A 25,482-nucleotide genomic window follows, 5' to 3' on the forward strand; every position below is an offset into this window, starting at 1 on the left:
AGGCGATCCGACTGACATCCCCGACCTCGTCAAGCGGGACTTCACCGCAAACCGACCCGGCTGCAAATGGGTCGGTGATATCACCTATATCCGCACCTGGGAAGGATGGGTCTACCTCGCGACCGTCCTCGACTGCTATTCAAAGAAGGTCGTCGGGTACGCCCTCGCCGACCACATGCGTACCGAACTCGTCAGCGAAGCTCTCGAAATGGCGGCAAGGAACCAGCCGAACCGGGCCGCGAAAACGATCTTCCACAGCGACCGCGGCTCCGTTTACACCTCCGCCGACTTCGGGAAACTCGCGAAGAAGCTCGACATCAGACAATCGATGGGCCGGACGGGAGTCTGCTGGGACAACGCGTGGGCCGAATCATTCAACGGAACACTGAAGAACGAGCGCTGCAATCGCACTCAATATCCGACAAGAGAGAAAGCGATCCGCGACGTGACACGGTACATCGAACTGCGTTACAATCAACAACGACTTCACTCGGGGCTTGACTATCGGACCCCGAACGAAGCCGAGCAGGCATGGATCACCGAGAACCTCGCCGCGTAGACAACTATTCAACTGGTCCAGGAAACGTTGGGCAGCTCATCTTGTGATGAACTCCCGGTCTAAGGAGCCGACGCTCCGCACTGTCCGAATTGTCTCGGAAGGGCAGTACCGGGGAACGGTCCAGTGCGACTACTCGCTCGCGATGACGCGGACGATCGATGTGCTCGGCCACGCGACGTTCGATACGAAGGAGGACGACAACTTCTACGCAACGGTGGAGCAGGAAGAAAACGGCAATGTTCGCGAGGCGGCCCTCGCCAGTCCGGCGCACGCGAACCGCGACAAGCCGCTGAGCCCGCCCGCCGTCGGACTGACGGGACTGCTGCTCGCCCGCTACGGCGAGCCCGGCGGGGAGCAACCGACCACCGACGAGGGCGCCTACGACGCCCTGCTGACGCACGGCGCGAGCCTCTTCGGCGGCCCGTGACCGCGAGGGGGTGCGGCGGAGTCGCCGCGGGCGGGCCGAGTAGACTGGCCGCCGGAAATCCCCCCGAATCACCAGACGGAGACGCATGTCCGAGATCACGGCCGATACGGTCGCCCATCTGGCCCAGCTGGCCAGGATCGACCTCACTTCCGATGAGATCGGCAGCCTGACCAGGGAGCTCGGCCAGATCGTCGACTCCGTGCGCGCGGTCCAGGCGGTCGCCACGCCGGACGTGCCGGCGACCAGCCACCCGATCCCGCTCCAGAACGTCTTCCGCCCCGACGTGGTCGGCGAGACCCTCACGCTCGAGCAGGCCCTTTCCGGCGCGCCCGAGCACGACGGCAGCCGCTTCCAGGTCTCCGCGATCCTGGGGGAGGAGCAGTGAGTGCGCACGGCGACGCGCTCGTCCGCCTGAGCGCCTCTGCCCTGTCCGAGAGACTGGCCGACGGCTCGGTCTCCTCGGTCGAGGCCACTCGCGCCCACCTCGAGCGCATCGACGCGGTCGACGGAGCAGTCCACGCTTTCCTGCACGTCGCGCGCGAGGGTGCCGTTGCGTCCGCCGAGGCCGTCGACCGCCGCCGCGCCGATGGCGAGGCGCTGCACCCGCTCGCCGGCGTGCCCCTCGCGGTCAAGGACGTCATCGTGACGAACGACATGCCGACCACCAGCGGCTCTCGGATCCTCGAGGGTTGGCGCCCGCCGTACGACGCGACGGTGATGCGGAAGGTCCGCGAGGCAGGACTCGTGCCGATCGGCAAGACCAACATGGACGAGTTCGCGATGGGCTCGACGACCGAGCGTTCCGCCTATGGCCCCACCCACAACCCGTGGGACCTCGACCGCATCCCCGGCGGCTCCGGTGGCGGATCCGCTGCGGCCGTCGCGAGCTACGAGGTCCCACTGGCCCTCGGCTCCGACACCGGCGGCTCGATCCGTCAGCCCGCCCACGTCACCGGCACGGTCGGCGTGAAGCCGACCTACGGCGGCGTCTCGCGGTACGGAGCGATCGCGCTCGCCTCGAGCCTCGACCAGATCGGCCCGGTCTCTCGGACCGTCCTCGACTCCGCCCTGCTGCACGACGTGATCGCCGGGCACGACCCGCGCGACTCCACCTCGCTCCGCGACTCCTGGCCCTCCTTCGCCGACGCCGTCCGCCGCGCTGACGTGACAGGCCTGCGGATCGGCGTGGTGAAGGAACTCGACGGCGGCGAGGGCTTCCAGCCCGGCGTGCTGGCCCGATTCCATGAGGCTCTCGAGATTCTCCAGGGCGCGGGAGCCGAGGTTGTCGAGGTCAGCCTCCCGAGCATCGAGCACGCGGTCGCCGCGTACTACCTGATCCTTCCGGCCGAGGCCTCCAGCAACCTCGCCAAGTTCGACTCGGTGCGCTTCGGCCTGCGCGTCACTCCCGAGGGCGGCGGCACCGTCGAGCAGGTGATGGCCGCGACCCGGGAGCAGGGCTTCGGCCCCGAGGTCAAGCGCCGGATCATCCTGGGCACCTACGCCCTCTCGGCCGGCTACTACGACGCTTATTACGGCAGCGCGCAGAAGGTGCGGACGCTGGTGCAGCGCGACTTCGACGCCGCGTTCGCGAGCGTCGACGTCATCGCTTCGCCGACCGCGCCGACCACCGCCTACCGCCTCGGCGAGAAGCTCGACGACCCGCTGGCGATGTACCGCGGTGACATCGCGACCATTCCGGCGAACCTGGCCGGCATCCCCGGCATCTCCGTGCCCGCCGGTCTGGCCGACGAGGACGGCCTGCCCGTGGGCGTGCAGTTCCTTGCTCCCGCTCGCGAGGACGTGCGCCTCTACACGGTCGGCGCCGCGCTGGAGGCGCTGCTGGAGGAGAAGTGGGGCCACCCGCTACTCGCTCAGGCACCCGACCTGACCCACTCCGTGCTCTCCGCGACCGAGGAAGGTGCCGTCTGATGGCCTCCGCGCACACGTCCGCCCCCGAGCTGATGGACTACGACGAGGTCTTCGAGACCTTCGAGCCGGTGCTCGGCTTCGAGGTGCACGTCGAACTCAACACGACGACCAAGATGTTCTCGGACGCGCCCAACGAGTTCGGCTCCGAGCCCAACACGAATGTCACTCCCGTCGACCTCGGCCTCCCCGGCTCGCTGCCCGTGGTCAACGAGCAGGCCGTCCGGTACTCGATCAGCCTCGGCCTCGCTCTGGGCTGCTCGATCGCGCCGTCCAGCCGGTTCGCGCGGAAGAACTACTTCTACCCCGATCTCGCGAAGAACTACCAGATCTCGCAGTTCGACGAGCCGATCGCGTTCGAGGGCTCCGTCGAGATCGAGCTGAGCGACGGCTCGCTCGTGCAGATCCCGATCGAGCGCGCGCACATGGAGGAGGACGCCGGCAAGCTCACGCACGTCGGCGGCGCGACCGGCCGCATCCAGGGCGCCGAGTACTCGCTCGTCGACTACAACCGTGCGGGCGTCCCGCTGGTCGAGATCGTCACCAAGCCGATCTACGGAGCCGGGAAGAGCGCGCCGGAGTACGCGAAGGCTTACGTCGCAACCATCCGTGACATCGTGCTCGCGCTGGGCATTTCCGACGCCAAGATGGAGCGCGGCAACCTCCGCTGCGACGCGAACGTCTCGCTCCGCCCGATCGGCCAGGAGAAGCTCGGCACCCGCACCGAGACCAAAAACGTGAACTCCCTGCGCTCGGTTGAGCGTGCCGTGCGTTACGAGATCCAGCGCCAGGCGGCGATCCTTGCCTCCGGCGGCACGATCACTCAGGAGACGCGCCACTGGCACGAGGACACCGGACGCACCTCCGCGGGCCGGCCTAAGAGCGACGCCGACGACTACCGCTACTTCCCGGAACCCGATCTGCTTCCCGTCGTGCCGAGCCACGAGCTGATCGAGGAGCTGCGCGCCGCGCTCCCCGAGAAGCCCGCGGAGCGCCGTCGCCGCCTGAAGACCGAGTGGGGCTTCACCGATCTCGAGTTCCAGGACGTCGCCAACAGCGGCCTGCTGGTGGAGATCACCGAGACCATCGCCGCCGGCGCGACTGCGCAGGCTGCCCGCAAGTGGTGGACCGGCGAGATCGCGCGGCTCGCGAACGCGGCGGGCGAGGACCCGGCCGCCCTCGTCACCCCCGCCCACGTCGCCGAGCTCGCCGGGCTGATCGAGAGCGGTACGCTGACCGACCGCCTCGCCCGGGAAGTCCTCCAGGGCGTCATCGCCGGGGAGGGCACACCGCAGGAGGTCGTCGACGCCCGCGGACTCGCGGTCGTGTCGGACGACGGCGCGCTCATCGAGGCGATCGACGCGGCGCTGGCCTCGCAGCCGGACGTGCTCGCGAAGATCCGCGACGGCAAGGTGCAGGCCGCTGGCGCCGTGATCGGCGCCGTCATGAAGGCGATGAAGGGCCAGGCCGACGCGGCCCGTGTCCGCGAACTCGTCCTGGCGCGCGCGGCCGGCTGAACCGGTGGGTGCGGAGGTGCGGTCATGAGCGGTGGATCCGGCGACGCACCCGTCCCCACACGGCTCGAGCTACCGGCGGGCGCGCTCCTGCGCCCGCTGGTCTCGAGCGACGCGGACCTCCTGCACGAGGCGATCGGCGAGCAGCGCTCCTGGCTCGCCGCGCTGCTGCCCGCCGATGACCCGGCCGCGCTCCCGTCTGCCTCCCTCGGTGACGATGTGCGCGGGCTCCTGCGGGTCGAGGAGGAGGCGCGCGCCGGCCGGGCATACGCGTCCTGCTCGTCGGCCCGGACCGCACGGACGCGGTGGGCGCTGTGAGCGTGCGACCCGGTGGCGGCGACTCCGCCGAGGCCTCCTGGTGGGTCGTTCCCGCCGTCCGCGGGTCGCGGCTCGAGGAGGAGCTCGACGCCTACACGCGCCGCTGGTTGCAGCAGCACTGGCCGTTCGAGACCGTGACCACTCCCGACAATCGTCCAGACGATCCCGCCGCTCTGGCCGGCGCGAATATCGTCGCTCTCGTCCCGGCCGTCCCGGAACTGACGGCCCCGCCACAACCGGATGGGGACTCGGCCACTCGACTCTGGGCGCAGTACCGCGCCGCGCATCCGGCCGTCGAGGAGGAGCTCCCGCCTGTCGAGTCCTTCGGCGACAGCACCGCGATGGCCGACGAGTTGCTGGGCCTCGTGCGGCGCGGTGTGAAGACGGCCACCGCCTCACTCGCCGCAGACGGCGCACCCGCCGCGGGCGAGCACTGGATCGTCTGCGATGGCGGCGGGATCGCGCGGGTGGTCCTCGTGACCGAGGGGGTGCGGATCGGTCCGCTGGACTCGGTCGACGACGCCTTCGCCTGGGCCGAGGGCGAGGGCGAGCGCACCCGCGAGTACTGGCTCGACGGGCACCGCCGCTTCTTCTCCCGCGTCTCGTCCGGCGGCATCGGCGATGTCGTCTTCGAGCGCTTCCGCGTGGTGTGGCCAGAGGCCGACGCTGAGCGAGCAGCTGCCTTCGCCCGCTCGATCGGAGCGTCCCGCCCCGAGGAGCTCGACGGAACTCCCGCGCACGACTAGGGGGTTTCCCGGATACCCCGCTCAGCCGCCCTACGACACAGTGGAGTCATGGCTACTCTCGTGCGCCCCCGTCGGGGCAAGATCATCGCCGGCGTCTGTGCCGGTCTCGCCCGCCGTTTCGGCTGGAGCCCCTTCCTGGTGCGGCTCCTGTTCGTGCTCTCGTGCCTGCTCCCCGGGCCGCAGATCATCGCGTACCTCGTGATGTGGGTGGTCATTCCGAAGCAGAAGTGACCCGGGCCCTCTCGCTCCGAGCCACCGCTGAGAGAACGCTCAGCCTGTGAAGCGGTGGGAGGCCTACCGTGGCGCTGTGCGCCCGTCGGGCGCCGAGGAGGAGATCATGGGATTCCTGGACCGACTGCTGGGCCGCGACGAGCAGCCCGAGAGCGCACGTCGCTCAACCTACGCCCCGCCCCAGGCTGCGGACCGCAGGCCCGAGTACGGTTCCCCGCCGGCGACCTCCCCGCGCAGCGACGACGAGCGGGCGATCGAGCGCTACCGCTACCTCCTCCGCACGGCGCCGCCCGAGGCGATCGAGCAGGTGCACCGCGAGGCCTTCGAGCAGCTGACCCCCCAGCAGCGTCAGCAGGTGTTCCGCGAACTCAGCGAGGGTGCGCCCGTGGGTGACGCGCCGAAGGACGACGATCCCCGCACGCTCGCCCAGTCCGCGACGCGGAGCGAGCTGCGCCAGCCCGGGTTCATGGAGCGCCGCTTCGCCGGTGGTGGCGGCATGGGCTTCGGCGGCGTCCTCGCCTCCTCGATGCTCGGCACGATCGCCGGCTTCGCGATCGGCTCGGCCGTCGCGGGTGCCTTCCTCCCGGACGCGGGCGGCGACTACGCGGGCGGCGAGGACGCGGGTGACGCGTCGGCCGATGGCGGAGCGGACGCGGGCAGTTCCGGAGCGGACGCGGGCGATGGTGGCTGGGGCGACTCCGGCGGCGACGTCGGTGGCGCGGATTTCGGTGGCGCGGATTTCGGTGGCGCGGATTTCGGTGGCGGGGATTTCGGTGGCGGGGACTTCGGCGGCGACTTCGGTTTCTAGCTCGGATACCGAGGGCCCCGACCACAAGGAGTGGTCGGGGCCCTCGGTTCATTCCGGGCTCAGTCGCCGTCGGTCAGCATCGCCTTCACCTGGCGGCGGAGGACCTTGCCGATCATGTTCCGCGGCAGCTCGTCGACCACTGTGATCCGCTTGGGCACCTTGTAGGCGGTCAGCGCCTCGCGCACGGCCTTCCGCGCCGCGCCGACGTCGAGCTGCGCACCCGGCTCCAGCACGACGGCGGCCGCCACGGATTCGCCGCTGCGGGGATCGGGTAGACCGACCACGGCCACCTCCTTGATCTCGGGCAGACGCAACAGCACCTCTTCCACCTCGGACGGCGAGACGTTGAAGCCGCCGGTGATCACGAGTTCTTTGAGCCGGTCGACGATGCGCACGAAGCCGTCCTCGTCGATCGTTGCGATGTCTCCGGTGCGGAACCAGCCGTCGCTCGTGAAGGTCGCTGCCGTCTCCTCGGGCTTGCGGTAATAGCCGCGGAACACCTGCGGACCACGGACGATCAGCTCGCCCTGCTCACCGACCGCCATCTCCCTGGCCGGGTCGTCCGGGTCGACAATTCGGACGTCCGTGCCCGGCAGCGGAAGACCGACCGTTCCGGCGCGCCGCGTGGGCCCGACGGGATTCGCCATCAGCACCGGCGAGGTCTCCGAGAGGCCGTAGCCCTCGACGAGCGTCCCGCCCGTGAGCGCCTCGAACGACTCGACGAGAGCCGGATCCAGCGGCATCGCGCCGGAGATCGCGATCTCGATGCCGTGGAGCGAGACTCCGCTCTGCTGAGCGCTGCGCGCCAGGCGCTCCGCGATCGGCGGCACAGCCGGGAGGAACGTGGCGGGGTGCTTCTTCACCACCTTCAGCACCAGCTCCGGGTCGAACTTGGGGAACAGCACCAGTCGCGCGCCCATGCTCATCGCAAAGGTGAGGCAGAGCGTGAGGCCGTAAGCGTGGAACATCGGCAGCACCGCATAGACGACGCAATCGCCACGTCGAACCGTGGGCACCCAGGCGCGCGACTGGGCGGCGTTCGCGGTGAGGTTCGCGTGGGTCAACTCGGCGGCCTTGGGCGTGCCGGTCGTGCCGCTCGTGTACTGGATGACCGCCAGGTCCTCCGCCGTCGGCCGTGGGTGCTCGGAGTCGATCCGGCGGCGCAGCAGCGACTCCCACTCGACCGCCCCCCGAGCCGGACCCGTGAGGGCGAATCGCGACTCTCGTGCCTTCTTCAGGGGGAGGCGCAGGGCCGCTCGCAGTGGCGCGGGCATGGCCCGCGTGAGGTCGACGGCGATGACGGACTCGATGCCGAGATCGGCGGGAAGATCGTGCACCGTCGGGACGACGCGGGTCCAGGCGATCACGACGCGAGCGCCGTGGTCCTCGAACTGGTGCCGGAGCTCGCGCGGCGTGTACAGCGGATTGTGCTCGACGACGACGGCGCCGAGCCGGAGGATCGCGTAGAAGGCGACAACGTGCTGAGGGCAGTTGGGCAGAATGAGGGCCACCGGGTCGCCCGCGCGCACGCCCAGGCGGCGCAGGCCCTCGGCGGCCCGTTCGACCTCGTCGGCGAGCTGGGAGTAGCTGGTCGAGCGGCCGAAGAACTCGAGCGCGACGTGCTGCGGATAGCGCTCGGCCGACTCGGTGACAATATCCACGAGCGAGCCGGTCGGGAGCTCGAGCTCCGTCGGCACGCCGGGAGCGTAGCTGCGGGTCCAGGGGCGGGGCGGGTGGGTGCTCACCCGCCCCACTCTAGAAGGCGGTGCCGGTGCTCAGACTCCCTGCGCCACAGCATCCTCGATCGGCGTCGGACCCGAGACGATCTCCCAGGTCTTGGCGATCGAGGTCGGCTGGGCCAGCGCAGCGATCACGGTGGCCGCAACGTCCGCCCGAGGGATGCTGCCCTTCTCGACGGAGGTGCCGAGCGTGATCGAGCCGGTGCCCTCGTCGTCGGTGAGTCCGCCCGGGCGGAGGATCGTGTAGTCGAGTCCGGAGTCGCGCAGCGCCGCGTCGGCGTCGCGCTTGGCCTCGACGTAGGCCTTCCAGCCCTCCTCGGTGTCCTCGGGCAGCGGCTCGTCCACGCCGATGGCGCTGACCTGCACGAAGTGCGCAACCCCGATGATCGCGGCGGCCTTCTGGCTGAGCACGGACGCCCCCAGGTCGACGGTGCGCTTGCGCTCGGGGCCGGAGTCGGGCCCCGCGCCGGCGGTGAAGACCATGCCGTCAACCTGGCCGAGCGCCTCGGCGAAAGCCTCGACTGTGGTGTCCTCGAGGTCGTGCACGAGCGGCTCGCCGCCGAGGCGGATGATGTCCTCCGCATGATCGGGGTTGCGGATCACTCCGACCGACTCATGTCCGGCGTCGTAGAGCAGGTGCAGGATCTGCTGCCCCACCTTGCCGTGGGCTCCGATGACAGCAATACGGGTCATGGATGTTCCTCTCCTCGTCGGGGCGGGCCGCCCCGGGTTCGTGGTCGCCCTCATCCTGCTGCGGCCTCCTCCGAGCGCCCCAGGCCTTGACGGCGTGCTCAGGCTGCCAGGCGGTCGTCGCGACCGGTGATCGCGAGCAGGCGGCTCTGCAGCGATGCGGCCGCGCCGACGGGCACGGGTGCGGCGTAGAGCCCGCTGGCTCGCAGAGTCGCCTCCTGGGGTGCGAACAGCTCCCAGACGGCCGCCACGAGTTCGTCGTCGAGTCGTTCGTCACTGCTGGTCGCACGGGCGAGGTCCCAGGCGTGCACGGTCACGTCGGCCGTCTGCTCCTGCAGGAGCTCGACGGCACTGACGGTGTCGCGTCCCAGCTGCACGGTGGCCTCCGGATCGACGGACTGGGCGACGGCGCGCAGGCTGTCGGTCACGCGGCGCCACTCGCTCCGCAGGTCGGGCGCGACGGGCTCGAGACGGAGGGCCGACTCGTCGCCGCCGGACAGGAGCGTGTGCGCGCGCTGCTGCTCGCGGACGACGTGCAACACCAGCGCGCGCGTATCCCACTCGCTGTCGGGCGTGGGGGAGGACCAGTCCTGGACTGCGCTGAGCCGGAGCTCGAAGGCGCGGTGGGCGCGGTCCTGCAGATCGAGCCAGCGGGCCAACTCCGCGCTGGTGCTCGTCGTAGTGGCGGTGGGGGAGTCGGGCTGCTCGTGCGTCATGGTCTCTCCGGAGCGTCGTGGTGCTCGGGTCAACCACGAGCGGTCTGCGCTCATTCCCCGACCGCGCAGTCCTTCCCCGACCGCGCAGTCCTTCCCCGACCGCGCAGTCCTTCCCCGACCGCGCAGTCCTTCCCCGACCGCGCAGTCCGCTCCGGGCGTGCCAGCAATGTCGGTGGTGCGTGCGACCATGAGGCGGAGTGCAGGTGAGCAGGACGGCACGGTGTGAGCAAGCAGGACGGCACGGTGTGAGCAAGCAGGACGGCACGGCTCGGCAGGTCACGACCGAGCCCTTCGACGACCCGCGCGCGAGCATCCTGCACATCGACATGGACGCGTTCTTCGCCTCCGTCGAGCTGCTCGATCGGCCGGATCTGCGGGGGAGACCGGTCATCGTCGGCCACCACGGCGCGCGCTCGGTCGTCACCGCCGCCACCTACGAGGCCCGCCGCTACGGCGTCAACTCCGCGATGCCGATGGCGGTCGCCCTCCGCCGCTGCCCGCATGCCGTGGTCCTCGAGCCGCACATGGAGCGCTACCGCGAGGCCTCCCGCCGCGTAATGGCGATTTTCGACTCGTTCACACCGTTGGTCGAGCGTCTGAGCATCGACGAGGCATTCCTCGACGTCGCGGGTGCCCGCCGCCTCTCCGGCTCACCGTTCGCGATCGGCACCGAGATCCGCCGCCGGGTCCACGACGAGTTGGGTTTGACCTGCTCCGTCGGGATCGCCAGTACCAAGTTCGTCGCCAAGCTCGCCTCCGGCCGCTCCAAACCCGACGGCCTGCTCGTCGTCCCCGCCGACGCGGTCCGCGAGTTCCTCGATCCGCTGCCCGTGAGCGCCCTGTGGGGGGTCGGCGCCAGCACCGAAGAGGCACTCGTGCGCCGGGGCCTGCGCACCGTGGCCGACGTCGCTTCCACTCCGCTGACCTCGTTGGTCTCGGCGCTCGGCGAGGCCACCGGGCGCCGCCTGCACGCCCTGGCGAACGGCGTGGACCCGCGGCCGGTCGACACCCGTCAGATCGAGAAGAGCGCCGGCCACGAGATCACCTTCGCCGACGATGTGGCCGACCCCGAGCTCGTGCGGCGAGAACTGCTGCGGCTCTGCGACAAGGTCGCGGTGCGGATGCGCCGCTCCGGCGTGCGCTGCCGCACGGTCGCGGTCAAGGTCCGCTTCGGCGACTTCAGCACCCTCACCCGGTCGCGCACGCTCGTCGAGGCGACCGACGTCGCCTGGGTCCTCTACGAGGCGTCCTCCGCACTGCTGGAGGCGGCGAATCCGCTCCGCCGCCCCGTGCGGCTGATCGGCGTGCGCGGCGAGCAGCTTGTTGAGGGCGACGACGTCGCGTTCTCGCTGTGGAGCGACTCCGACGACTGGCGCGACGCTGAGCTCGCGGTCGACGGTGTGGCGGCCCGCTTCGGCTCCGCGGCCGTCCGCCCCGCCTCGCTGCTCTCCCCCAGGGCCCCCGAGTCGGCGAAGGGGATCGACCTGAGCGACACGCTCGCTACGCGGAACCGATCGTCAGACTGATGGGCCGGTGGTCGGAGCCGTTCGGCGGCAGGACCGCCAGGGTCGCGGCCGGAACGCCGTCGGCCAGGGCATGGTCGAGCGAGACCAGCGGCAGAACCGACGGCCAGGTCGCCGGGAAGCCGACTCCGCCGGTGCGCACCAGTCCCGCCTCGGCGAGCACGGGCGCGAGCAGATGATCGTCGGTCGGCGTGTTGAAGTCGCCGATGACCAGGGTCCGCGCCGACGCATCATCACGGAGCACTGTGGCGAGGTTCGAGAGCATCGTGTCCCGCTCCGCGTGCTCACCCGGCCGGAACGATGCCAGGTGCACGACGAACAGGCGCGTGCCGCCCACCGGGGTGTCCACATCGACCGCCAGCGCACGCTTCCAGCCGAGACCGAGATCGAGTGGCTCCTCAGCCGTCAGCTCGGTGCGGCTCCAGACGCCGACGGTGCTCGAGACGAAGGAGTAGGGGTACTCGTTGGCCAGCTCGTCATCGACGGCGCGCACGGCTGCCCCGTCGAGCTCCTGCAGGGTGATCACGTCAGGATCGCGCGCGGCGAGAGACGCGGCGAGTTCACCCGCGTCCTGGCTCGTCTTGATGTTCTGGCTGATGACGGTGAACACCCCGGAGCGAACCGGCGGCGCGGGCAGCGCGACAGGCAGGACCAGCACGCCGTAGACCATCGCCAGCACGGTGACGGCGGCCGCCGTCCGCCGCGAGCGGAGAGTCGCCCCGGCAGCGATGAGCAGCAGGACGAGCAGTCCCGTCCAGGGGATCCCGACTTCCAGCACCGACAGCCAGCCGAGCGGATCCGGCAGCACCCGGTGCAGGGCGAGGAACGCCGCCAGGACCAGGCTCGCGATCGCGACCGCAACCGAGCGCACAGGGCGGCGGCGGGAGCGAGCGGGCATCAGACGATCATGTCAGCCGGTCCCGGAGGATGCATGGGCGAGTCCTGTACGCTCCGGCGGGCCGCTTGTCGCCGCGGAGAGGCGCGGAGTACCGTCGCACCATGCCCAACATCGCAGTCTCCCTGGCCGACACCGTCACTACCGCGGGTACCTCGACGATCTACGGCGAGCCCGTCACCGTCGACGGTGTCTCGCTCGTCCCCGTCGCTCTGCGCTGGTTCGGCTTCGGCGGAGGCAGCGGATCCGAGGGCGGCCAGGAGGGCGGCGGCGGAGGCGGCGGCGCCACGGTCATCCCGATCGGCGCGTACATCAAGGACGACCTGGGCCTGCGGTTCCAACCCAACGTGATCTCGGTTCTGGCTGTCGGCATCCCCTTCGTCTGGGTCACCGGCAAGGCCCTGGCCCGCATCATCCGCGCCCTGAAGAAATAGTCGGAGCGGTCGTCCGTCACCTGGCACGTTGCTGGCGCGCGGGGTACCACTTCTTCTTCGTCCGGCCGAAGCCGACGATCAGCCGTTCGACGTCGTCCGGCCGCTTCGGGTCGTAGATCACCGCCGCCGGCTCACCCGCCATCCAGGCGTCGCCCCGCTTCTGCGGGTACTTCAGGGCACGCTTTTCCTCGCCCTCGGCGGTGCGGTAGACGACCAGGAGACGCCCCAGATCCCGGGCGGAATCGCGGTCGCCTCGCGCTGGATCCGGCCCGACCACGCTGGCCGTCACTCGGGTGCCGTAGCTGAGGAGCTCGCGGCGGATCCGCGCACGGCGCTGCCAGAGCAGAGCCTGCAGCAACACGAGCAGCACCACGGCGAGAACGACGACCACCGACCAGGACATGACGTCTATGATTACCGACGAACACGGGAGTCCGGTGCACCGGACTGAGAGGAAGGCAGAAGCCTTCGACCGTCGAACCTGATCTGGGTCATGCCAGCGAAGGAACGTTTCGATCTCCTCTTCTCCAACCCGTGCCCTCCATTCGCTCCCACGAAAGGGCACGCCAGTGCAGAAAACGAACGCGCAGAAAACGACCGCGCAGAACACGAACGCGCAGCCCCTCGGCTCCTCCACCGCCACAGCTCGGCGGAACCTGCGCTGGCGGGTGGTCGACATCGTGGTGGCGAGCGTCGTCGCTGTCGCGAGCGGGGTCGTCTTCTGGGCCTGGGGCCTGGCGACGAACGTCCTCGGCCTCGCCTTCGACTTCCTACCCGGGCTCGGCGGGCTCCTCGGCGGCGGCTGGCTCTTCGCCGGCGTCCTGGGCGGCCTGATCATCCGCAAGCCCGGAGCGGCGCTCTTCACTGAGCTCGTCGCCGCGGCGGTCTCCGCGCTGATCGGCACCCAGTGGGGGTACACCGTGCTGATCTCCGGCCTGGTCCAGGGGCTCGGCGCCGAGATCGTCCTCGCGCTCTTCCTCTACCGCAGCGGCCGTCCGCTCGTTGCGATGCTCGCCGGCGCCGGCGCGGGCCTCGCCCTCGCGATCAACGACCTGCTGTCGTACTACGCCGCGAATGACGCGCTCTTCATGAGCGTGTACGTCGTGTCCTCGATCGTGTCGGGCGTTATCCTGGCCGGTCTGCTGTCCTGGTTCGCAGTTCGCGGACTCGCCGCCTCCGGTGCGCTGGACCGGTTCGCCTCCGGTCGCGAGGGCCGAACGGTCGAGGGAGCCGGCGCGGTCGCCCGATGAGCGGCGCGTCCGTCCGGGCCCGGGGCTGGAGCTGGCGTCACGCGGGACGCTCTCGTTCCGCCATCTCTGGGCTCGATCTCGCTCTGGAGCCGGGCGAGCGCGTGCTGCTGCTCGGCCCCTCCGGAGCGGGCAAGAGCACGCTTCTGCACGCGCTGGCTGGGGTCCTCGGCGACGAAGAGGACGGAGCCGCGGCAGGAGAGCTCGCGATCGACGGCGCAGCCCCGCTCGCTCGACGCGGAGTCGCCGGCCTCGTGCTGCAGGACCCGGACACCCAGGCAGTGCTCGCGCGGGTCGGTGACGACGTCGCCTTCGCCTGCGAGAACCTCGGTGTGCCGCCCGCGGAGATCCCCGCCCGAGTGCGGCAGGCACTGGAGGACGTCGGGCTCGACGTGCCGCTCGGCCACTCCACCTCGGCACTCTCCGGCGGGCAGAAGCAGCGGCTCGCCCTGGCGGGCGTTCTCGCGATGCGCCCTCGGCTCCTCCTGCTGGACGAGCCGACCGCGAACCTCGACCCCGAGGGGGTGCGGGAGGTGCGAGCGGCAGTCGAGCGCACGGCGGCCCGCACGGGAGCGACGCTGATCGTGGTCGAGCACCGGGTCGATGTCTGGGTCGATCTGGTCGACCGCATCGTGGTCCTCGACCGCGACGGCGCGGTCGTCGCCGACGGTGCACCGGCCGAGGTCCTGCGTGAGGCGCGCGAGGTGCTCCGCGCCTCGGGCGTCTGGCTGCCGGGCGAGCATCCCCAGCGCCGAGCCCCCAGCATCCTGGCGTCACCGGCCGTGCTCAGCACACGCGATCTCTCGATAGGCCGGCCCGTCTTCGGGCGCCGTGGCGCCACCGTCGTCGCCTCCGGGCTCGACCTCGCCGTCGCTTCCGCTCGGGTCACGGCCGTGCTCGGGCCCAACGGCGTCGGAAAGTCGACCCTGGCTCTCACGCTGGCCGGCCTCCTCCCGCCGGTCGCGGGGCGCGTGAGCGCCTCCGAGTCGCTGCGGGCCGGCGCCGGGCCCGATCCGATCCGCTGGAGCTCCGCTCAGCTCGCCGAGCGGATCGCGATGGTCTTTCAGGAACCGGAGCACCAGTTCCTCACCGCTCGGGTGCGCGCCGAGCTCGCCCTCGGCGCCCGGGACGGGGCGGAGCGCCGGCGCGCGGAGGAGTTGCTGGATCGTCTCGGACTCGCTCACCTGGCCGACGCGAACCCCTTCACTCTGTCCGGAGGTGAGAAGCGGCGGCTCGCGGTCGCGTCCGCTCTCACCCGGAAGCCGTCCGTGCTCGTGCTCGATGAGCCGACGTTCGGGCAGGACCGTCTCACCTGGGAGGTCCTCGTCGGCCTTCTCGCCGAGCAGCGCATCGAGGGCGTGGCGGTGCTCGCCATCACCCACGACGAGGCGCTGGTGGCGGCCCTCGCCGACTCGGTCCTCACCCTCGGCGCACGCGAAGCGGTGTCCGGATGACGCTCCTGGATGCCCTGCCCGCCCGCGGTCGGATCGCTCGCGCGAACCCCGTGGCGAAGCTACTGGCGAGCCTGGTGATCGCCCTCGCTCTGATCCTCACCGTCGATGCCGTCTCGGCTGCTACCGCGCTCGTGCTCGAGCTGCTGGTCCTGCCGTTCGCCGGGCTCCGGGTAGGCGAGCTCGTCCGGCGGACGGCGCCCGTCTGGGTCGCCGCCCCGCTGGCCGGGCTCTCCACCGTCCTCTACGGGCGTGACAGCGGAACCGTCTACGCAGAGTTCCTGATCGTCTCGGTGACCGAGGGCTCGGTCGCGCTCGGTGCAGCCATCACCCTGCGGGTGCTGGCGATTGGTCTGCCGAGCGTGGTCCTGATCGCGACCACCGACCCGACCGATCTCGCGGACGGCCTCGCCCAGATCCTTCGGCTGCCCTCGCGCTTCGTGCTCGGCGCCCTCGCCGGTATGCGAGTGGTCGGCCTGCTCGTCGACGATTGGCGCACCCTCTCGATGGCCCGCCGGGCGCGGGGCGTCGCCGACGGCCGAGGGGCCGTGCACGCACTGCGCGGTCTCGCTTCGCGGAGCTTCTCGCTGTTCGTCCTGGCGATCCGGCGGGGGAGCAGGCTGGCGACGGCGATGGAGGCGAAGGGGTTCGGCTCCGGAGTCCCGCGCACCTGGGCCCGGGAGTCGCGGCTGCGAGCGGGAGACCTGCTGCTGATCGCAGGTGCACTGGCGATCGCGGCGACGGCCGTCACGGTGTCCGTCGTGTCCGGAGCGTGGAGCTTCGTGCTGCATGGCTGAGCGGGGCGTTCCCCTGACCGGTGCGTCGGTGCGTCAGCTCTCCCGGTCAATCCTCGCGAGACGCTGTCGCACTGTCCTCGTGGACGGGCCGAGCGGTTCCGGGAAGTCCACGGTCGCGCGCGCACTGGTGGAGCAGATCCGCCTCGCGCCGGGCGCACCGACTATCGCTCTCGTGCAGATGGACGACCTCTACCCCGGGTGGTCGGGCCTGGACCGGGCGTCTCAGGAAAGCGCCCGGGTGCTCGTGCGCCCGCACGCTCTCGGACTCGCGGCGCACTGGCGCCCGTGGAACTGGGCTGCCGGGACGACGGCCGGCCGACGAGTCGTCCGTGAGGATGTTCTCGTGCTCGAAGGCTGCGGGTCGGCCAGCGCCGACGCGCGGCGCGTTGCGGACCTGGTCATCTGGCTCGAAGCGGGCGACGAGCTGCGGAGGGCGCGCGCACTCGCCCGCGACGGTGAGCTCTTCGCGGCGCACTGGGATGCCTGGGATCGGAGCTTCCGCTCGTACTGCGAGCGTGAGCGGCCGCGCCGGGGGGCAGACCTCGTGCTGGACTCGAGTGGCGCAGCAGGAGACGCCTGAGGCGGGGAGAATCGACGCTCGACCGGGCGAGCGCCGCGTCGTGCAGCGGGGCGTCAGGCCCAGCCGAGGTCGTGCAGCCGCTCGTCGTCGATGCCGTAGAAGTGCGCGATCTCGTGCACGAGTGTGACGTGGATCTCGTCCCGCAGGGAGTCCAGATCCTCGCAGGCCGCCAGGTGCGGCTCCCGGAACACAACGATGCGGTCGGGCATCTCGCCGAATCCGTAGCGCTCGCGCTCGGTCAGTGCGACGCCGTCGTAGTAGCCCAGCACATCGAGAGTGCCGTCCTCCGGCCGGTCCTCCACGACGAACACGAGGTTGTCGAGGCCGTCGACCATATCGTCGGGGAGGGCGTCGAGCTCGGCAACGACCAGGGCCTCGAAGGCGTACTCGTCCAGGTCGAGCATCCGTGGCCTCTCTCTACGCGTGCTCGTGATCGGCCGCTGGAGAGGCGAAGAGGCCCGGAGTCGGAACTCCGGGCCTCTTCCGCTGCATGTACAGCTACTGGGGTGAGTAACGGGGCTCGAACCCGCGACCTCCTAGACCACAACCAGGCGCTCTGCCAACTGAGCTATACCCACCAGGAGCGTGTTCCGCCGGGGCGACCCCGCGAAGCACCTGTACGAGAGTACTACATCCGCGAGGCGAACTCGTCCACGACGGCGGCCGAGACAGCCTGCACCTCGGCCGTGGTCGGTCCCGGCTCCGCCACGAAGACGGCGCGGCGGTAGTACTGGAGTTCCCGGATGCTCTCGAGGATGTCTGCGAGAGCGCGGTGGCCGCCATTCTTCTTCGGGGCGTTGAAGTAGATGCGGGGGAACCAGCGCCGGGCCAGCTCCTTGATCGTGCTGACGTCGACGTTGCGGTAGTGCAGGTGAGCGTCGAGGCGGGGCATGAACGTGGCCAGGAACGCGCGGTCGGTGCCGATCGAGTTGCCGGCGAGCGGCGCCTGCTGCTCGGCCGGGACATGCCGGAGCACGTACTCGAGCACTTCGTACTCGGCTTCCGCGACACTCACTCCGGAGGGAATCTCGGTGAGCAGCCCCGAGGTCTCGTGCATCGTCCGGACGAACTCACCCATGTTCTTGAGCGCGGTGGCGTCCGGTCTGATGACGAGCGAGAGGCCCTCATCCAGGGGATTCAGCTCGAAGTCGGTGACGACGACAGCGATCTCGACCAGCTCGTCGACGGCGAGATCGAGCCCCGTCATCTCGCAGTCGATCCAGACAAGACGGTCGGGGGCGCTACTCATGCCGGGCAGTCTATCCGCGGCCACCGACACCCGATCCTGTCCGCGCGCTCCTCCTAGACTGAATCCCCGTGATCGCGCTCGTCTGCTCCCTTCTGATCGTCAACGCCGTGTGGAATGCGGTCGTCTGGCCGCCCTTCCTGCGTCGCGTGCGGAAGGATCCGCGCGCACGCGATGCCGATGGCCGGGCGACGACCTTCCTCCGCGTCCACACGGTGCTCATCGGGACCTCGCTCGCCCTCGCCGCCGTTTCGCTCGTCGGGGGAGTGCTCGGACTAGTCCAGGGCGCGTAGTCGGCAGGGGAGCGGGCTCGGACGGACGTCGAGGTGGAACGAGAACGTCCGACGAGGATCCGGCGCCGAGCCGATCCTCGCCGTCTGCGACAACCCGGCGGTGATCGCGCTGTGGTCCGACGAGCGCCTACCGACCGTCGTCATCCCGGGCTGGGGTGTCCGCCTGACGGAGGGTCCTCCCCTCGAACCGACGGCGGTCTGAGGGCCGAGTGTGACGTTCCGGCGCTGCGGTGCCCCCGGCAGGACTCGAACCTGCGACCGTCAGATTAGAAGGCTGCTGCTCTATCCGCTGAGCTACGGGGGCGCCTGGTCAGGGTACTACGAGGCCGAGCGGGCGCCCGTCGTCCTGGCGTCCCCCGCGGGCGGGTCACCCGCTCGACATCCGCGGTTTCATCCTCCCGCCTGGCCCTCGAACGAGGACTCGCGGGTCCTGCATCCGTAACACACCGGTACATCGGAGGCAACACCGGCGTGTTTCCCAACGGATGTCGGTGGAGTGTCATTCGGGCATCTACTGTGGAGTTGTCCGGAATTACAACGACGTAACGAACGGAGGTACGACCATGCTGCTCCTCGCCATCCTCGGTGGAATCGCCGTCGCGTGGACGATCGTCGCGGCGCCCCTCGCCGTGCTGGTCGGCCGAGTCGCCCGTGCACGAGATGCACACAGCTAGTCCGTACATGCACCGCCGCACCACAGAGAAGGCCCCGACCGCTATCGCGATCGGGGCCTTCTCTGCATCTTCGGGTGGTGGCTGCTGGGGAGATGCGCTGGTGATCGGCCTTAGAGGGCAGTGTGCTCGTCCCGCTGGTCGTTCTCGGCGGCGGAGCGCTGGAAGCGGGCTTCGTCCGCGCGGACGACGGCGTCGTCCTGGCCGTCCGGATCGGCCGGGGCGCCGGCCGGTGTGCCGTCGCCGCGGAAGGCCTGCCCATTGTTCCCGACGGGCGACGGAGCGCCCGCGTCCTGCTCGGACTCCTTACCGGCAGTGACGGGCTTCGTCTCGACGGGCGGCAGCTCTTCGACGGTGCGCTCGCGCGAGGGGACGTCCAAGCGATCGACGTCGGCGAGGAGGCGGTGCGTCTCGTCCTGCGATGCGTCTGCGGCCGACGGCGGCAGGACGATCGTGGGAGTCACGGCGGCGGCCGTACCCTCCGCAGCGCCGGACGCGGTCGCGGCACCCACGACGACGGGGGCCACCGCCGCCGGCTGAGCGGCCGAGGGAGTGGTCCCCTCCGGTGCCGTCCTCCCGGTGTTCCCGATCTGCTCGGCCAGGTCCGAGAGTGCCGACTCGGCCGAGTCCTCACGACCGGTCTCCGAGAATCGCCAGCGCTCGAGGTCTTCCAGGAACGCCTTCCGCGCGCGCCCCGGCTTGTCGCGCCAGAGCACCAGTCGGTCGCGGAACTCGCCCACGCTCGCCTGCGTCTGGTACCCGCCGGTGCTGGAGGTGTGCTTGAGTTCGGCGAGCTCGTGTGCGGCCCAGTTGGCTGCGACTCCGGAGCCCTTGATCGGCAGCAAGCGCAGGTGGGTCTCGGCCTGGGCCGATGCGCGGTCGCTGAGGACGCGTTCGGGGCTGCTCAGGGCGTTCCAAGCGGAGGCATCGACGGCGGCATCCACGAGCGTCGCGATGATCGCGTTCTTGCGCTCGTAATCCTGCTGCCGGATCAGGCGCGCTATCGACGCGCGAAAGACGGAGCCGATCACGACCGCTCCGATCACGACCGCCAACAGCACCACGACGGCCGTGAAGACCGCCTGGTGCCCGTCACTCGTACGGATCCAGGACATGAACTCGTTCCACCACTGCATGGGGCGAACGCTAGCCGTGGCCGCCACCGCCTCTCGTTCGGCACGCCGCCGAGCGGATGGATCGGCGCGGACTCAAGCGACCCGGAACACCTCGATCGCGTCATCGACACTCCAGAACTCGCCCAGCTCGGCACCCGCGGGCATCCCCGCGCGAAGGAGCCGGGCGCGGTAACGCTCACCGAGCGGGTCGTCCACGAGCTCGATGTGGCCGACGACGGACCCCGAGCCGGAGCTGACGCGCCACAGCCGGGAGTTGACGCGAGTGAGCGACGGCGGGGTGCGGATCGCGTGCAGAGTGGACAGTGACATCGGTTCCTCCTGCTTCAGGGTCGGAGCACTCACCGGCTGAGTGCTGTCGCAGACTACGGCCGACCACCGACATCCCCGGCCGCGATTCAGCGCAGGGTCGTGCCGTGCACCGCGAACTCCTCGATGGCCTCGATCTCCTCCGCTGAGAGGGGTCCTGCGTCGAGCGCAGCGACGTTCTGCTCGAGCTGGGCGACGCTCGAGGCGCCGATGATCGCGCTGGTGACCGTCGGCACGCGGAGCACCCAGCTCAGCGCGAGCTGCGCCAGTGACTGCCCGCGCTGCTGGGCGATCGCCGTCAGGCCCCGCGCCCGCGCGAGGTACGCGTCATCGATCCGGTCGGCGGAGAGGAAGCGGGAGGTTGCGGCGCGAGAACCCTCCGGGACGGTGCCGTCGAGGTAGCGGTCGGTCAGCAGGCCCTGCGCCAGCGGCGAGAAGACGATGCAGCCGGATCCGAGTTCGTCCAGGACGGGGAAGAGGCCGTCCTCAGGGCCGCGGTCGAAGAGGGAGTAGCGCGGCTGGTGCAGCAGGAGCGGGACGCCGCTGCCCGCAAGCGCAGCCTCGGCCGCCCGGGTCTGCTCGGGCGAGTAATTGGAGATGCCGGCGTAGAGCGCCTTGCCCTGCTGCACGGCGGTGACCAGGGCGCCCATGGTCTCCTCGATCGGTGTCTCAGGGTCCGGCCGGTGGGAGTAGAAGACGTCGACGTAGTCCACGCCGATCCGCCGCAGGCTTTGATCGAGGGAGGAGAGCAGATACTTGCGCGACCCGCCGTCGCCGTACGGCCCCGGCCACATGTCGTAACCGGCCTTCGAGGAGATCACCATCTCGTCGCGATAGGGCAGGAGGTCCTCGGCGAGGATCCGACCGAAGGCTGTCTCGGCTGCCCCGTAAGGCGGTCCATAGTTGTTCGCGAGGTCGACATGGGTGATGCCGAGGTCGAACGCGCGGCGCAGGATCGCCCGCTGAGTGTCGAGGGTGCGGTCGGACCCGAAGTTGTGCCAGAGGCCCAGAGAGAGCGCGGGCAGGAGCAACCCGCTCCGTCCGGTGCGTCGGTAGTCCATACGGTCGTAGCGGGCGGGGGCGGCGTCGTAGCTCACGCGGCGACTCTATTCCAGGGGTGCGGGCTCACGGAATGCACAGGGCCGAGAGGGTGTTGGATCAGGGGACGCGCCCGGCGCCCCGGATGCGTCGATGCGACAGGAAGTGAGTCACACGCAATGCGCACATTCGTACTCGCCGGAGGATGCTTCTGGTGTTTGGACGCCGTCTATCGCGTCCTTGATGGCGTGACCGACGTCGTTTCCGGTTACACCGGCGGCCGCACGACCGAACCCGACTACGAGGACGTCTGCTCCGGTCGCACCGGGCACGCGGAGGCGGTCGCCGTCACCTTCGACCCCGAGATGATCCCCGAGCAGGTGATCCTCGATGTCTTCTTCACCCTGCACGACCCCCGCCAGCTGAACCGTCAGGGCAACGACGTCGGCACGCAGTACCGCTCAGCGATGTTCTACTCCTCGGACGAGGAGAAGGAACTGTTCGAGTCCGCCCGTGACCGGGCGTCGGAGTGGTGGGAGGGCCCGATCGTCACCGAGATCTCTCCCTTGGGGGTCTACTACCCGGCGGAGGACTATCACCAGGACTTCTTCGCGAAGAACCCGGGGCAGGGCTACTGCCTCGCCGTCGCGCTGCCGAAGGTGAATAAAATCCGTTCGTCGTACTCGTCCTACATCACCGCGTCGTAACGCTCCTCCACAGGGAACGGCTTCGTCGGTTTCTCCCCAGAAGGGCCCACCTCCACCTCGGAGTCGGGCCCTTCGTCGCGACACTGTCTCTGCGGCGCCCGAGCGGTACCAGCCCCCTCCGCCCGGGCGCCGTCTCCGCCGCAGACGTGGCGGGGGAGGATGAAGAGAGGACACGACCATGACCGACACACTGACCGTCATCGGGACCATCGGCACCGACCCACGGAGCATCGACACCTCCACCGGCACGGCAATGACCAGCTTCCGCCTGGCCACAGCGCAGCGACGCTACGACCGAACCGAGCAGCGCTGGATCGACGTCTCTACCAACTGGTACACCGTCACTGCGTTCAACGGCCTCGCCGGCAACGCGCTGTCCTCTCTGTCCCGGGGCGACCGAGTCCTGGTCACCGGCCGACTCGGCGTGAAGGCGTGGGAGGCGGGCGGGAAGACCGGGACCGATGTGGTCATCACGGCCGAGGGCATCGGACACGATCTCGCCTGGGGTACGACCCGCTACACGAAGACCGTGGTGCGGGTCGCCGCGCCCGCCGCCCCCGCGGGTGAGCCGGCCTGGAGCGAGGAGGCGCCCGGGGAGGGGTCCACGCCGAAGGACTGGGGAGGCGCGACGGAGGGATCCGGAGCCGTCCGTGCTGCGGAGGAATCGCGATCGATGGTCGGGCGTGAGGAGGACGCTCCGCTGATCTCGGTAGGATCCGGGGACACCCCGTTCTGATCAGGGGCCCGAAGCGAGAGCCGCTGCGGTGGGGAGGAGCCAGGCGTGAGACGCAACCGCGCGGCCCATATCGTGCTCGCGATCGGCGCTCTCACCGCCTGCCTCGGTGGCTGCACGGCGCCCGGAGCGCCCGAGCCCGACACCTCGGCAACCGCGTCGCAAGAGTCGGTTCCCGAACAGGCCGCCCCCGCCGCCTATGTCCCCGGCGGGACGACCGAGCAGAACCTCCCGGCCTTCGAGCAGACGTTGCGGTCGGCCGCAGAGCCCGATCCTGAGGTGGCCGGTTCGAGGGTGGTCCAGGCGCTCGTTGCAGCCGGATTCCCTCGCGAGTCACTGCAAGTGACGGCCGACGAGACCTCGGTCGGACTCGACGCGGACTCGGTGCAGGTCTCCGTCAAGCTCGGCGAGTCCTGCCTCGTTGGTCAGTACGGTCCGAAGAGCGGCGGTGTGCGGGCCGTGATCGCGGCGCCGATCGCGACCGGTGCCTGCCTCGTCGGCCGTACGGAGCCGATCGAGGGCTGAGACGCTCGTACCCCGAACGGGGTGCGAGTCGGAGAACCGATGCTCGAAAAGGGAGGCACGGTGCTCCTGCGGGGTCGGCCTGCCCGTGGCTGATCGGGCCGCCGAGCACAGCGGAACCGCCGGTGGCGCACCTCTCTCCGTTGCGAGCACCGGCGGGAGTGTGTCGATCCGGGCGGACAACGACCCTGCCCGGGCCCCCTCGGTCGGGTTAGGCTGCCCTGACCGACATCTGTGCCCCATCTGAGGATCACGGGGACGATCGTGCCGACGGGAGTGTTCGGCACGAGGACCACGACGAGGGGGAACTCGCCATGACCACAGCCCAATCGCCTGCGACGACGCGGGGGAGGTGGCTGCGTTCCGCGGTCGCCGTTGTCGGCGCCACCGCCGTCATCCTCGGCGTCACGAGCGGGGGCGGGGCAGCGTCGGCCGAGACCCGTCGCGTCGGAATGTCGACGGCTCCGTACACCTGGTCGGTCACGGAGGACTACAGCGCAGCTCAGGTCGCGCCGGTCGCCGCGGACGCCACCGAACTCGAGATCACCCTCTCGAGGTCGGCCCGCCCGACGTCGCCCTACCCCGACTTCACCACGGTGAACTGGACGGTCGGCGCTCTGCGGGGCCAGAGCGAGCTCACCTCGGGTAGCCGGACCTTCCGCATCCCGCTGAAGCAGAGCCTGTCCTCTCTCGGTGGCTCGTCGATCCCGCTGCAGCTGACCGCGCAGAAGGAGCCGCTGAGCGCCTCCGCGAAGCCGTACGGCCAGGCGTTCGACATCGGATACGAGCTCTTCACCACCGCAACCCTCACTGTGGGCGGGAACGCCGGCGCGGGGCTCGGCCGGGTCGACCTGTCCGGGGACGCTGTGAGCCTTGCCCGCGGAGGCTCTTTCTGGGGCACGAACTCGAGCGCGCAGAACGTCGCAGACAACGACGTGATCGTCCTCGAATCCAACAGTGCAGGCTTCTTCGACCTCGAGGGCCTCACCGCGAACGTCGGGCCGAGTCGCTCCAACCGCCTCGGCGCGCAGATCAGCGTCGACAGTGATCAGTCCGCCGTCTCCGTGACCGTCCCCGCCGGCGCCTACGCCGCCTCGAAGGACGCCGCGGGCAGTCTCGTCCAGGTCTCCGGAATCAGCCGAGGCCGCGGGCAGCCGGCCGGGACCACCGTGAACATGGACGCGGCGATCCGTGTGACGGGGGGCGGCTCGACCACGCCGCCGGCCACGCCCACCCCGACCGCCACAGCGACGACTCCTCCCGCCGGAGGATCGCCGACGGTCTCGCGGATCGCCGGCGTCGATCGCCAGGCCACCGCGGTCGAGGTGTCCAAGCGCACCTTCGGCGTGAACGTGCCCGTCGTCTACGTCGCCACCGGCCAGAACTTCCCCGACGCGTTGAGCGCCGGACCTGCCGCGGCGAAGCAGGGCGGCCCGCTGCTGCTGGTCGATCGGGACTCGATGAGCCAGGTCGTCCGCGACGAGCTGACCCGCCTGAAGCCCGCGAAGATCGTCGTCGTCGGGTCCGAGCTGAGTATCGGCGGCCAGGTCTACCGAGACCTGACTGCCTACGCGAAGAACGGCGACATCCGCCGCCTCGGCGGAGTCGACCGGTACGACACCTCGAAGCGGATCATCCAGTACGCCTTCTCCGGCGGCTCGTCCAGGGCCTGGCTGGCGACGGGGGAGAAGTTCCCCGATGCCCTCAGCGCCAGCGCGGCAGCCGGCGCGGTTGACGCTCCCGTGATCCTGACCAACGGGACGGGCGCCACGGCGGACGCCCTCACCCGCGGAATCATCAGTGGACTCGGGGTGAAGACGCTGACCATCGCGGGCTCACCGCTCTCCGTCAGCTCCGGCATCGAGCGCTCGATCCAGGGGCCGGAGATCACCCGCATCGGCGGAACCGACCGCTACGACACGTCGGAGAAGCTGAACCGGGCCGCCTTCGGCGCGGTGAAGACCGTGTACCTCGCCACCGGCGAGAACTTCCCCGACGCCCTCGCAGGAGCTACGGCTGCCGGCTTCACCGGCAGCCCGCTGTTCGCGGTGCAGCCCACCTGCGTGCCCGCGGCCGTCCTGGCCGACATCTCCGCCTCCGGAGCGAGCCGGGTCGTTCTGCTCGGCAGCACGAGGACACTGTCCGACTCGGTGGCGGCGCTGACGCCCTGCGGCTGATCCGGGACTGCTGACGCTTTCCGCCCTCCCCGCGCGTCCGCCGGCAGGGAGG

The 25,482-nt window shown here is 70.3% G+C and carries 30 protein-coding genes, 2 tRNA genes and 1 riboswitch; of the genes, 20 read left to right on the forward strand and 12 right to left on the reverse strand.

Going from position 1 to position 25,482, the window contains the following annotated elements:
* From C5D07_RS10395 to C5D07_RS10435, 9 genes are all read left to right on the forward strand, one after another.
* The coding region (locus C5D07_RS10395; protein WP_146079793.1) for an IS3 family transposase at window positions 1-559 on the forward strand (559 nt) is incomplete at its 5' end.
* A 142-nt stretch (window positions 560-701) separates the two neighbouring features.
* Window positions 702-986, forward strand: coding sequence for a hypothetical protein (locus C5D07_RS10400; RefSeq protein ID WP_146077252.1), 285 nt, complete (start codon window positions 702-704; stop codon window positions 984-986).
* Between the two features lie 85 nt (window positions 987-1,071).
* Window positions 1,072-1,371 (forward strand): Asp-tRNA(Asn)/Glu-tRNA(Gln) amidotransferase subunit GatC, encoded by a 300-nt coding sequence (gatC, locus tag C5D07_RS10405; protein ID WP_068253386.1) that lies wholly within the window; start codon window positions 1,072-1,074, stop codon window positions 1,369-1,371.
* Window positions 1,368-2,915 (forward strand): Asp-tRNA(Asn)/Glu-tRNA(Gln) amidotransferase subunit GatA, encoded by a 1,548-nt coding sequence (gatA, locus tag C5D07_RS10410; protein WP_068253385.1) that lies wholly within the window; start codon window positions 1,368-1,370, stop codon window positions 2,913-2,915. Before gatC ends, gatA begins: the two co-directional genes overlap by 4 nt.
* On the forward strand, window positions 2,915-4,429 hold the full coding sequence (gene gatB / locus C5D07_RS10415) for an Asp-tRNA(Asn)/Glu-tRNA(Gln) amidotransferase subunit GatB (protein ID WP_068253384.1): 1,515 nt from the start codon (window positions 2,915-2,917) through the stop codon (window positions 4,427-4,429). Before gatA ends, gatB begins: the two co-directional genes overlap by 1 nt.
* 24 nt (window positions 4,430-4,453) lie before the next feature.
* Window positions 4,454-4,744, forward strand: coding sequence for a hypothetical protein (locus C5D07_RS10420; protein ID WP_104259318.1), 291 nt, complete (start codon window positions 4,454-4,456; stop codon window positions 4,742-4,744).
* Complete coding sequence (locus tag C5D07_RS10425; protein WP_146076814.1) at window positions 4,741-5,490, forward strand: ASCH domain-containing protein; 750 nt, start codon at window positions 4,741-4,743, stop codon at window positions 5,488-5,490. Before C5D07_RS10420 ends, C5D07_RS10425 begins: the two co-directional genes overlap by 4 nt.
* Before the next feature lie 48 nt (window positions 5,491-5,538).
* Window positions 5,539-5,721, forward strand: coding sequence for a PspC domain-containing protein (locus C5D07_RS10430; protein ID WP_068253376.1), 183 nt, complete (start codon window positions 5,539-5,541; stop codon window positions 5,719-5,721).
* Between the two features lie 46 nt (window positions 5,722-5,767).
* Complete coding sequence (locus tag C5D07_RS10435) at window positions 5,768-6,529, forward strand: hypothetical protein (protein ID WP_346243094.1); 762 nt, start codon at window positions 5,768-5,770, stop codon at window positions 6,527-6,529.
* 59 nt (window positions 6,530-6,588) lie between these two features.
* Here C5D07_RS10435 and C5D07_RS10440 read toward each other — a convergent pair whose 3' ends face one another.
* From C5D07_RS10440 to C5D07_RS10450, 3 genes are all read right to left on the reverse strand, one after another.
* The gene (locus tag C5D07_RS10440; protein ID WP_068253372.1) at window positions 6,589-8,274 is read right to left on the reverse strand and encodes a long-chain-fatty-acid--CoA ligase; all 1,686 of its coding nucleotides are present in this window, start codon (window positions 8,272-8,274) and stop codon (window positions 6,589-6,591) included.
* A 30-nt stretch (window positions 8,275-8,304) separates the two neighbouring features.
* Complete coding sequence (locus tag C5D07_RS10445) at window positions 8,305-8,961, reverse strand: SDR family oxidoreductase (protein WP_068253370.1); 657 nt, start codon at window positions 8,959-8,961, stop codon at window positions 8,305-8,307.
* A 98-nt stretch (window positions 8,962-9,059) separates the two neighbouring features.
* Window positions 9,060-9,674 carry a TIGR03086 family metal-binding protein gene (locus C5D07_RS10450; RefSeq protein WP_084415880.1) on the reverse strand — a complete coding sequence of 205 codons (615 nt, stop codon included), beginning with the start codon at window positions 9,672-9,674 and terminating at the stop codon, window positions 9,060-9,062.
* 245 nt (window positions 9,675-9,919) lie between these two features.
* Here C5D07_RS10450 and dinB point away from each other — a divergent pair, with 245 nt between their 5' ends.
* Window positions 9,920-11,200, forward strand: coding sequence for a DNA polymerase IV (dinB, locus tag C5D07_RS10455; RefSeq protein WP_104259320.1), 1,281 nt, complete (start codon window positions 9,920-9,922; stop codon window positions 11,198-11,200).
* Here dinB and C5D07_RS10460 read toward each other — a convergent pair.
* Window positions 11,175-12,095, reverse strand: a complete 921-nt coding sequence (locus tag C5D07_RS10460) for an endonuclease/exonuclease/phosphatase family protein (RefSeq protein WP_068253368.1) — start codon at window positions 12,093-12,095, stop codon at window positions 11,175-11,177. The genes dinB and C5D07_RS10460 overlap by 26 nt on opposite strands.
* Window positions 12,096-12,196: 101 nt before the next feature.
* Here C5D07_RS10460 and C5D07_RS10465 point away from each other — a divergent pair, with 101 nt between their 5' ends.
* Entirely contained in the window at window positions 12,197-12,526 is a 330-nt protein-coding gene (locus C5D07_RS10465; RefSeq protein ID WP_068253366.1) for a hypothetical protein, read from the forward strand.
* Between the two features lie 16 nt (window positions 12,527-12,542).
* On the opposite strand, the gene C5D07_RS10470 is transcribed toward C5D07_RS10465, so the two are convergent.
* Complete coding sequence (locus C5D07_RS10470) at window positions 12,543-12,929, reverse strand: DUF3592 domain-containing protein (protein ID WP_068253358.1); 387 nt, start codon at window positions 12,927-12,929, stop codon at window positions 12,543-12,545.
* Between the two features lie 14 nt (window positions 12,930-12,943).
* A riboswitch (TPP riboswitch) is annotated at window positions 12,944-13,051 on the forward strand.
* A 44-nt stretch (window positions 13,052-13,095) separates the two neighbouring features.
* On the opposite strand from C5D07_RS10470, the gene C5D07_RS10475 reads away from it, so the two are divergent.
* The 4 genes from C5D07_RS10475 (at window position 13,096) to C5D07_RS10490 (ending at window position 16,601) form a co-directional block, all read left to right on the forward strand.
* Window positions 13,096-13,776 (forward strand): ECF transporter S component, encoded by a 681-nt coding sequence (locus tag C5D07_RS10475; protein ID WP_084415879.1) that lies wholly within the window; start codon window positions 13,096-13,098, stop codon window positions 13,774-13,776.
* Window positions 13,773-15,227 (forward strand): ABC transporter ATP-binding protein, encoded by a 1,455-nt coding sequence (locus tag C5D07_RS10480; protein WP_104259321.1) that lies wholly within the window; start codon window positions 13,773-13,775, stop codon window positions 15,225-15,227. The genes C5D07_RS10475 and C5D07_RS10480 overlap by 4 nt, the downstream gene beginning before the upstream one ends.
* Window positions 15,224-16,021 (forward strand): energy-coupling factor transporter transmembrane component T family protein, encoded by a 798-nt coding sequence (locus C5D07_RS10485; RefSeq protein ID WP_068253353.1) that lies wholly within the window; start codon window positions 15,224-15,226, stop codon window positions 16,019-16,021. Before C5D07_RS10480 ends, C5D07_RS10485 begins: the two co-directional genes overlap by 4 nt.
* A gap of 79 nt (window positions 16,022-16,100) precedes the next feature.
* A complete protein-coding gene (locus C5D07_RS10490) occupies window positions 16,101-16,601 on the forward strand; it encodes an AAA family ATPase (RefSeq protein ID WP_167542355.1) in 501 nt (166 codons plus the stop codon).
* A gap of 53 nt (window positions 16,602-16,654) precedes the next feature.
* Here C5D07_RS10490 and C5D07_RS10495 read toward each other — a convergent pair whose 3' ends face one another.
* The 3 genes from C5D07_RS10495 to orn form a co-directional block, all read right to left on the reverse strand.
* Window positions 16,655-17,005, reverse strand: a complete 351-nt coding sequence (locus tag C5D07_RS10495; protein WP_104259323.1) for a metallopeptidase family protein — start codon at window positions 17,003-17,005, stop codon at window positions 16,655-16,657.
* Window positions 17,006-17,103: 98 nt separating this feature from the next.
* Window positions 17,104-17,179, reverse strand: a tRNA-His gene (locus C5D07_RS10500).
* Between the two features lie 50 nt (window positions 17,180-17,229).
* Window positions 17,230-17,850, reverse strand: a complete 621-nt coding sequence (orn, locus tag C5D07_RS10505) for an oligoribonuclease (RefSeq protein ID WP_068253347.1) — start codon at window positions 17,848-17,850, stop codon at window positions 17,230-17,232.
* A 68-nt stretch (window positions 17,851-17,918) separates the two neighbouring features.
* Between orn and C5D07_RS10510 the strand changes: the two genes are divergently transcribed.
* On the forward strand, window positions 17,919-18,140 hold the full coding sequence (locus C5D07_RS10510; RefSeq protein WP_068253345.1) for an SCO4848 family membrane protein: 222 nt from the start codon (window positions 17,919-17,921) through the stop codon (window positions 18,138-18,140).
* A 231-nt stretch (window positions 18,141-18,371) separates the two neighbouring features.
* On the opposite strand, the gene C5D07_RS10515 is transcribed toward C5D07_RS10510, so the two are convergent.
* The 4 genes from C5D07_RS10515 to C5D07_RS10530 form a co-directional block, all read right to left on the reverse strand.
* Window positions 18,372-18,444, reverse strand: a tRNA-Arg gene (locus tag C5D07_RS10515).
* Window positions 18,445-18,924: 480 nt separating this feature from the next.
* A complete protein-coding gene (locus C5D07_RS10520) occupies window positions 18,925-19,947 on the reverse strand; it encodes a hypothetical protein (protein ID WP_068253342.1) in 1,023 nt (340 codons plus the stop codon).
* 72 nt (window positions 19,948-20,019) lie between these two features.
* Window positions 20,020-20,256, reverse strand: a complete 237-nt coding sequence (locus C5D07_RS10525; RefSeq protein WP_068253340.1) for a hypothetical protein — start codon at window positions 20,254-20,256, stop codon at window positions 20,020-20,022.
* A gap of 86 nt (window positions 20,257-20,342) precedes the next feature.
* Complete coding sequence (locus C5D07_RS10530; RefSeq protein ID WP_068253338.1) at window positions 20,343-21,350, reverse strand: aldo/keto reductase; 1,008 nt, start codon at window positions 21,348-21,350, stop codon at window positions 20,343-20,345.
* A gap of 120 nt (window positions 21,351-21,470) precedes the next feature.
* Here C5D07_RS10530 and msrA point away from each other — a divergent pair, with 120 nt between their 5' ends.
* From msrA to C5D07_RS10550, 4 genes are all read left to right on the forward strand, one after another.
* The gene (gene msrA / locus C5D07_RS10535; RefSeq protein WP_068253337.1) at window positions 21,471-21,998 is read left to right on the forward strand and encodes a peptide-methionine (S)-S-oxide reductase MsrA; all 528 of its coding nucleotides are present in this window, start codon (window positions 21,471-21,473) and stop codon (window positions 21,996-21,998) included.
* A gap of 178 nt (window positions 21,999-22,176) precedes the next feature.
* Window positions 22,177-22,734, forward strand: a complete 558-nt coding sequence (locus C5D07_RS10540) for a single-stranded DNA-binding protein (RefSeq protein ID WP_068253335.1) — start codon at window positions 22,177-22,179, stop codon at window positions 22,732-22,734.
* A gap of 45 nt (window positions 22,735-22,779) precedes the next feature.
* On the forward strand, window positions 22,780-23,256 hold the full coding sequence (locus tag C5D07_RS10545; protein WP_068253333.1) for a DUF6993 domain-containing protein: 477 nt from the start codon (window positions 22,780-22,782) through the stop codon (window positions 23,254-23,256).
* A 311-nt stretch (window positions 23,257-23,567) separates the two neighbouring features.
* Window positions 23,568-25,430 carry a cell wall-binding repeat-containing protein gene (locus C5D07_RS10550; protein ID WP_104259324.1) on the forward strand — a complete coding sequence of 621 codons (1,863 nt, stop codon included), beginning with the start codon at window positions 23,568-23,570 and terminating at the stop codon, window positions 25,428-25,430.
* Window positions 25,431-25,482 lie beyond the last annotated feature (52 nt).

Origin of the sequence: Rathayibacter tritici (assembly GCF_002932875.1) — a bacterium.
GTDB classification, from domain to species: Bacteria; Actinomycetota; Actinomycetes; order Actinomycetales; family Microbacteriaceae; genus Rathayibacter; species Rathayibacter tritici.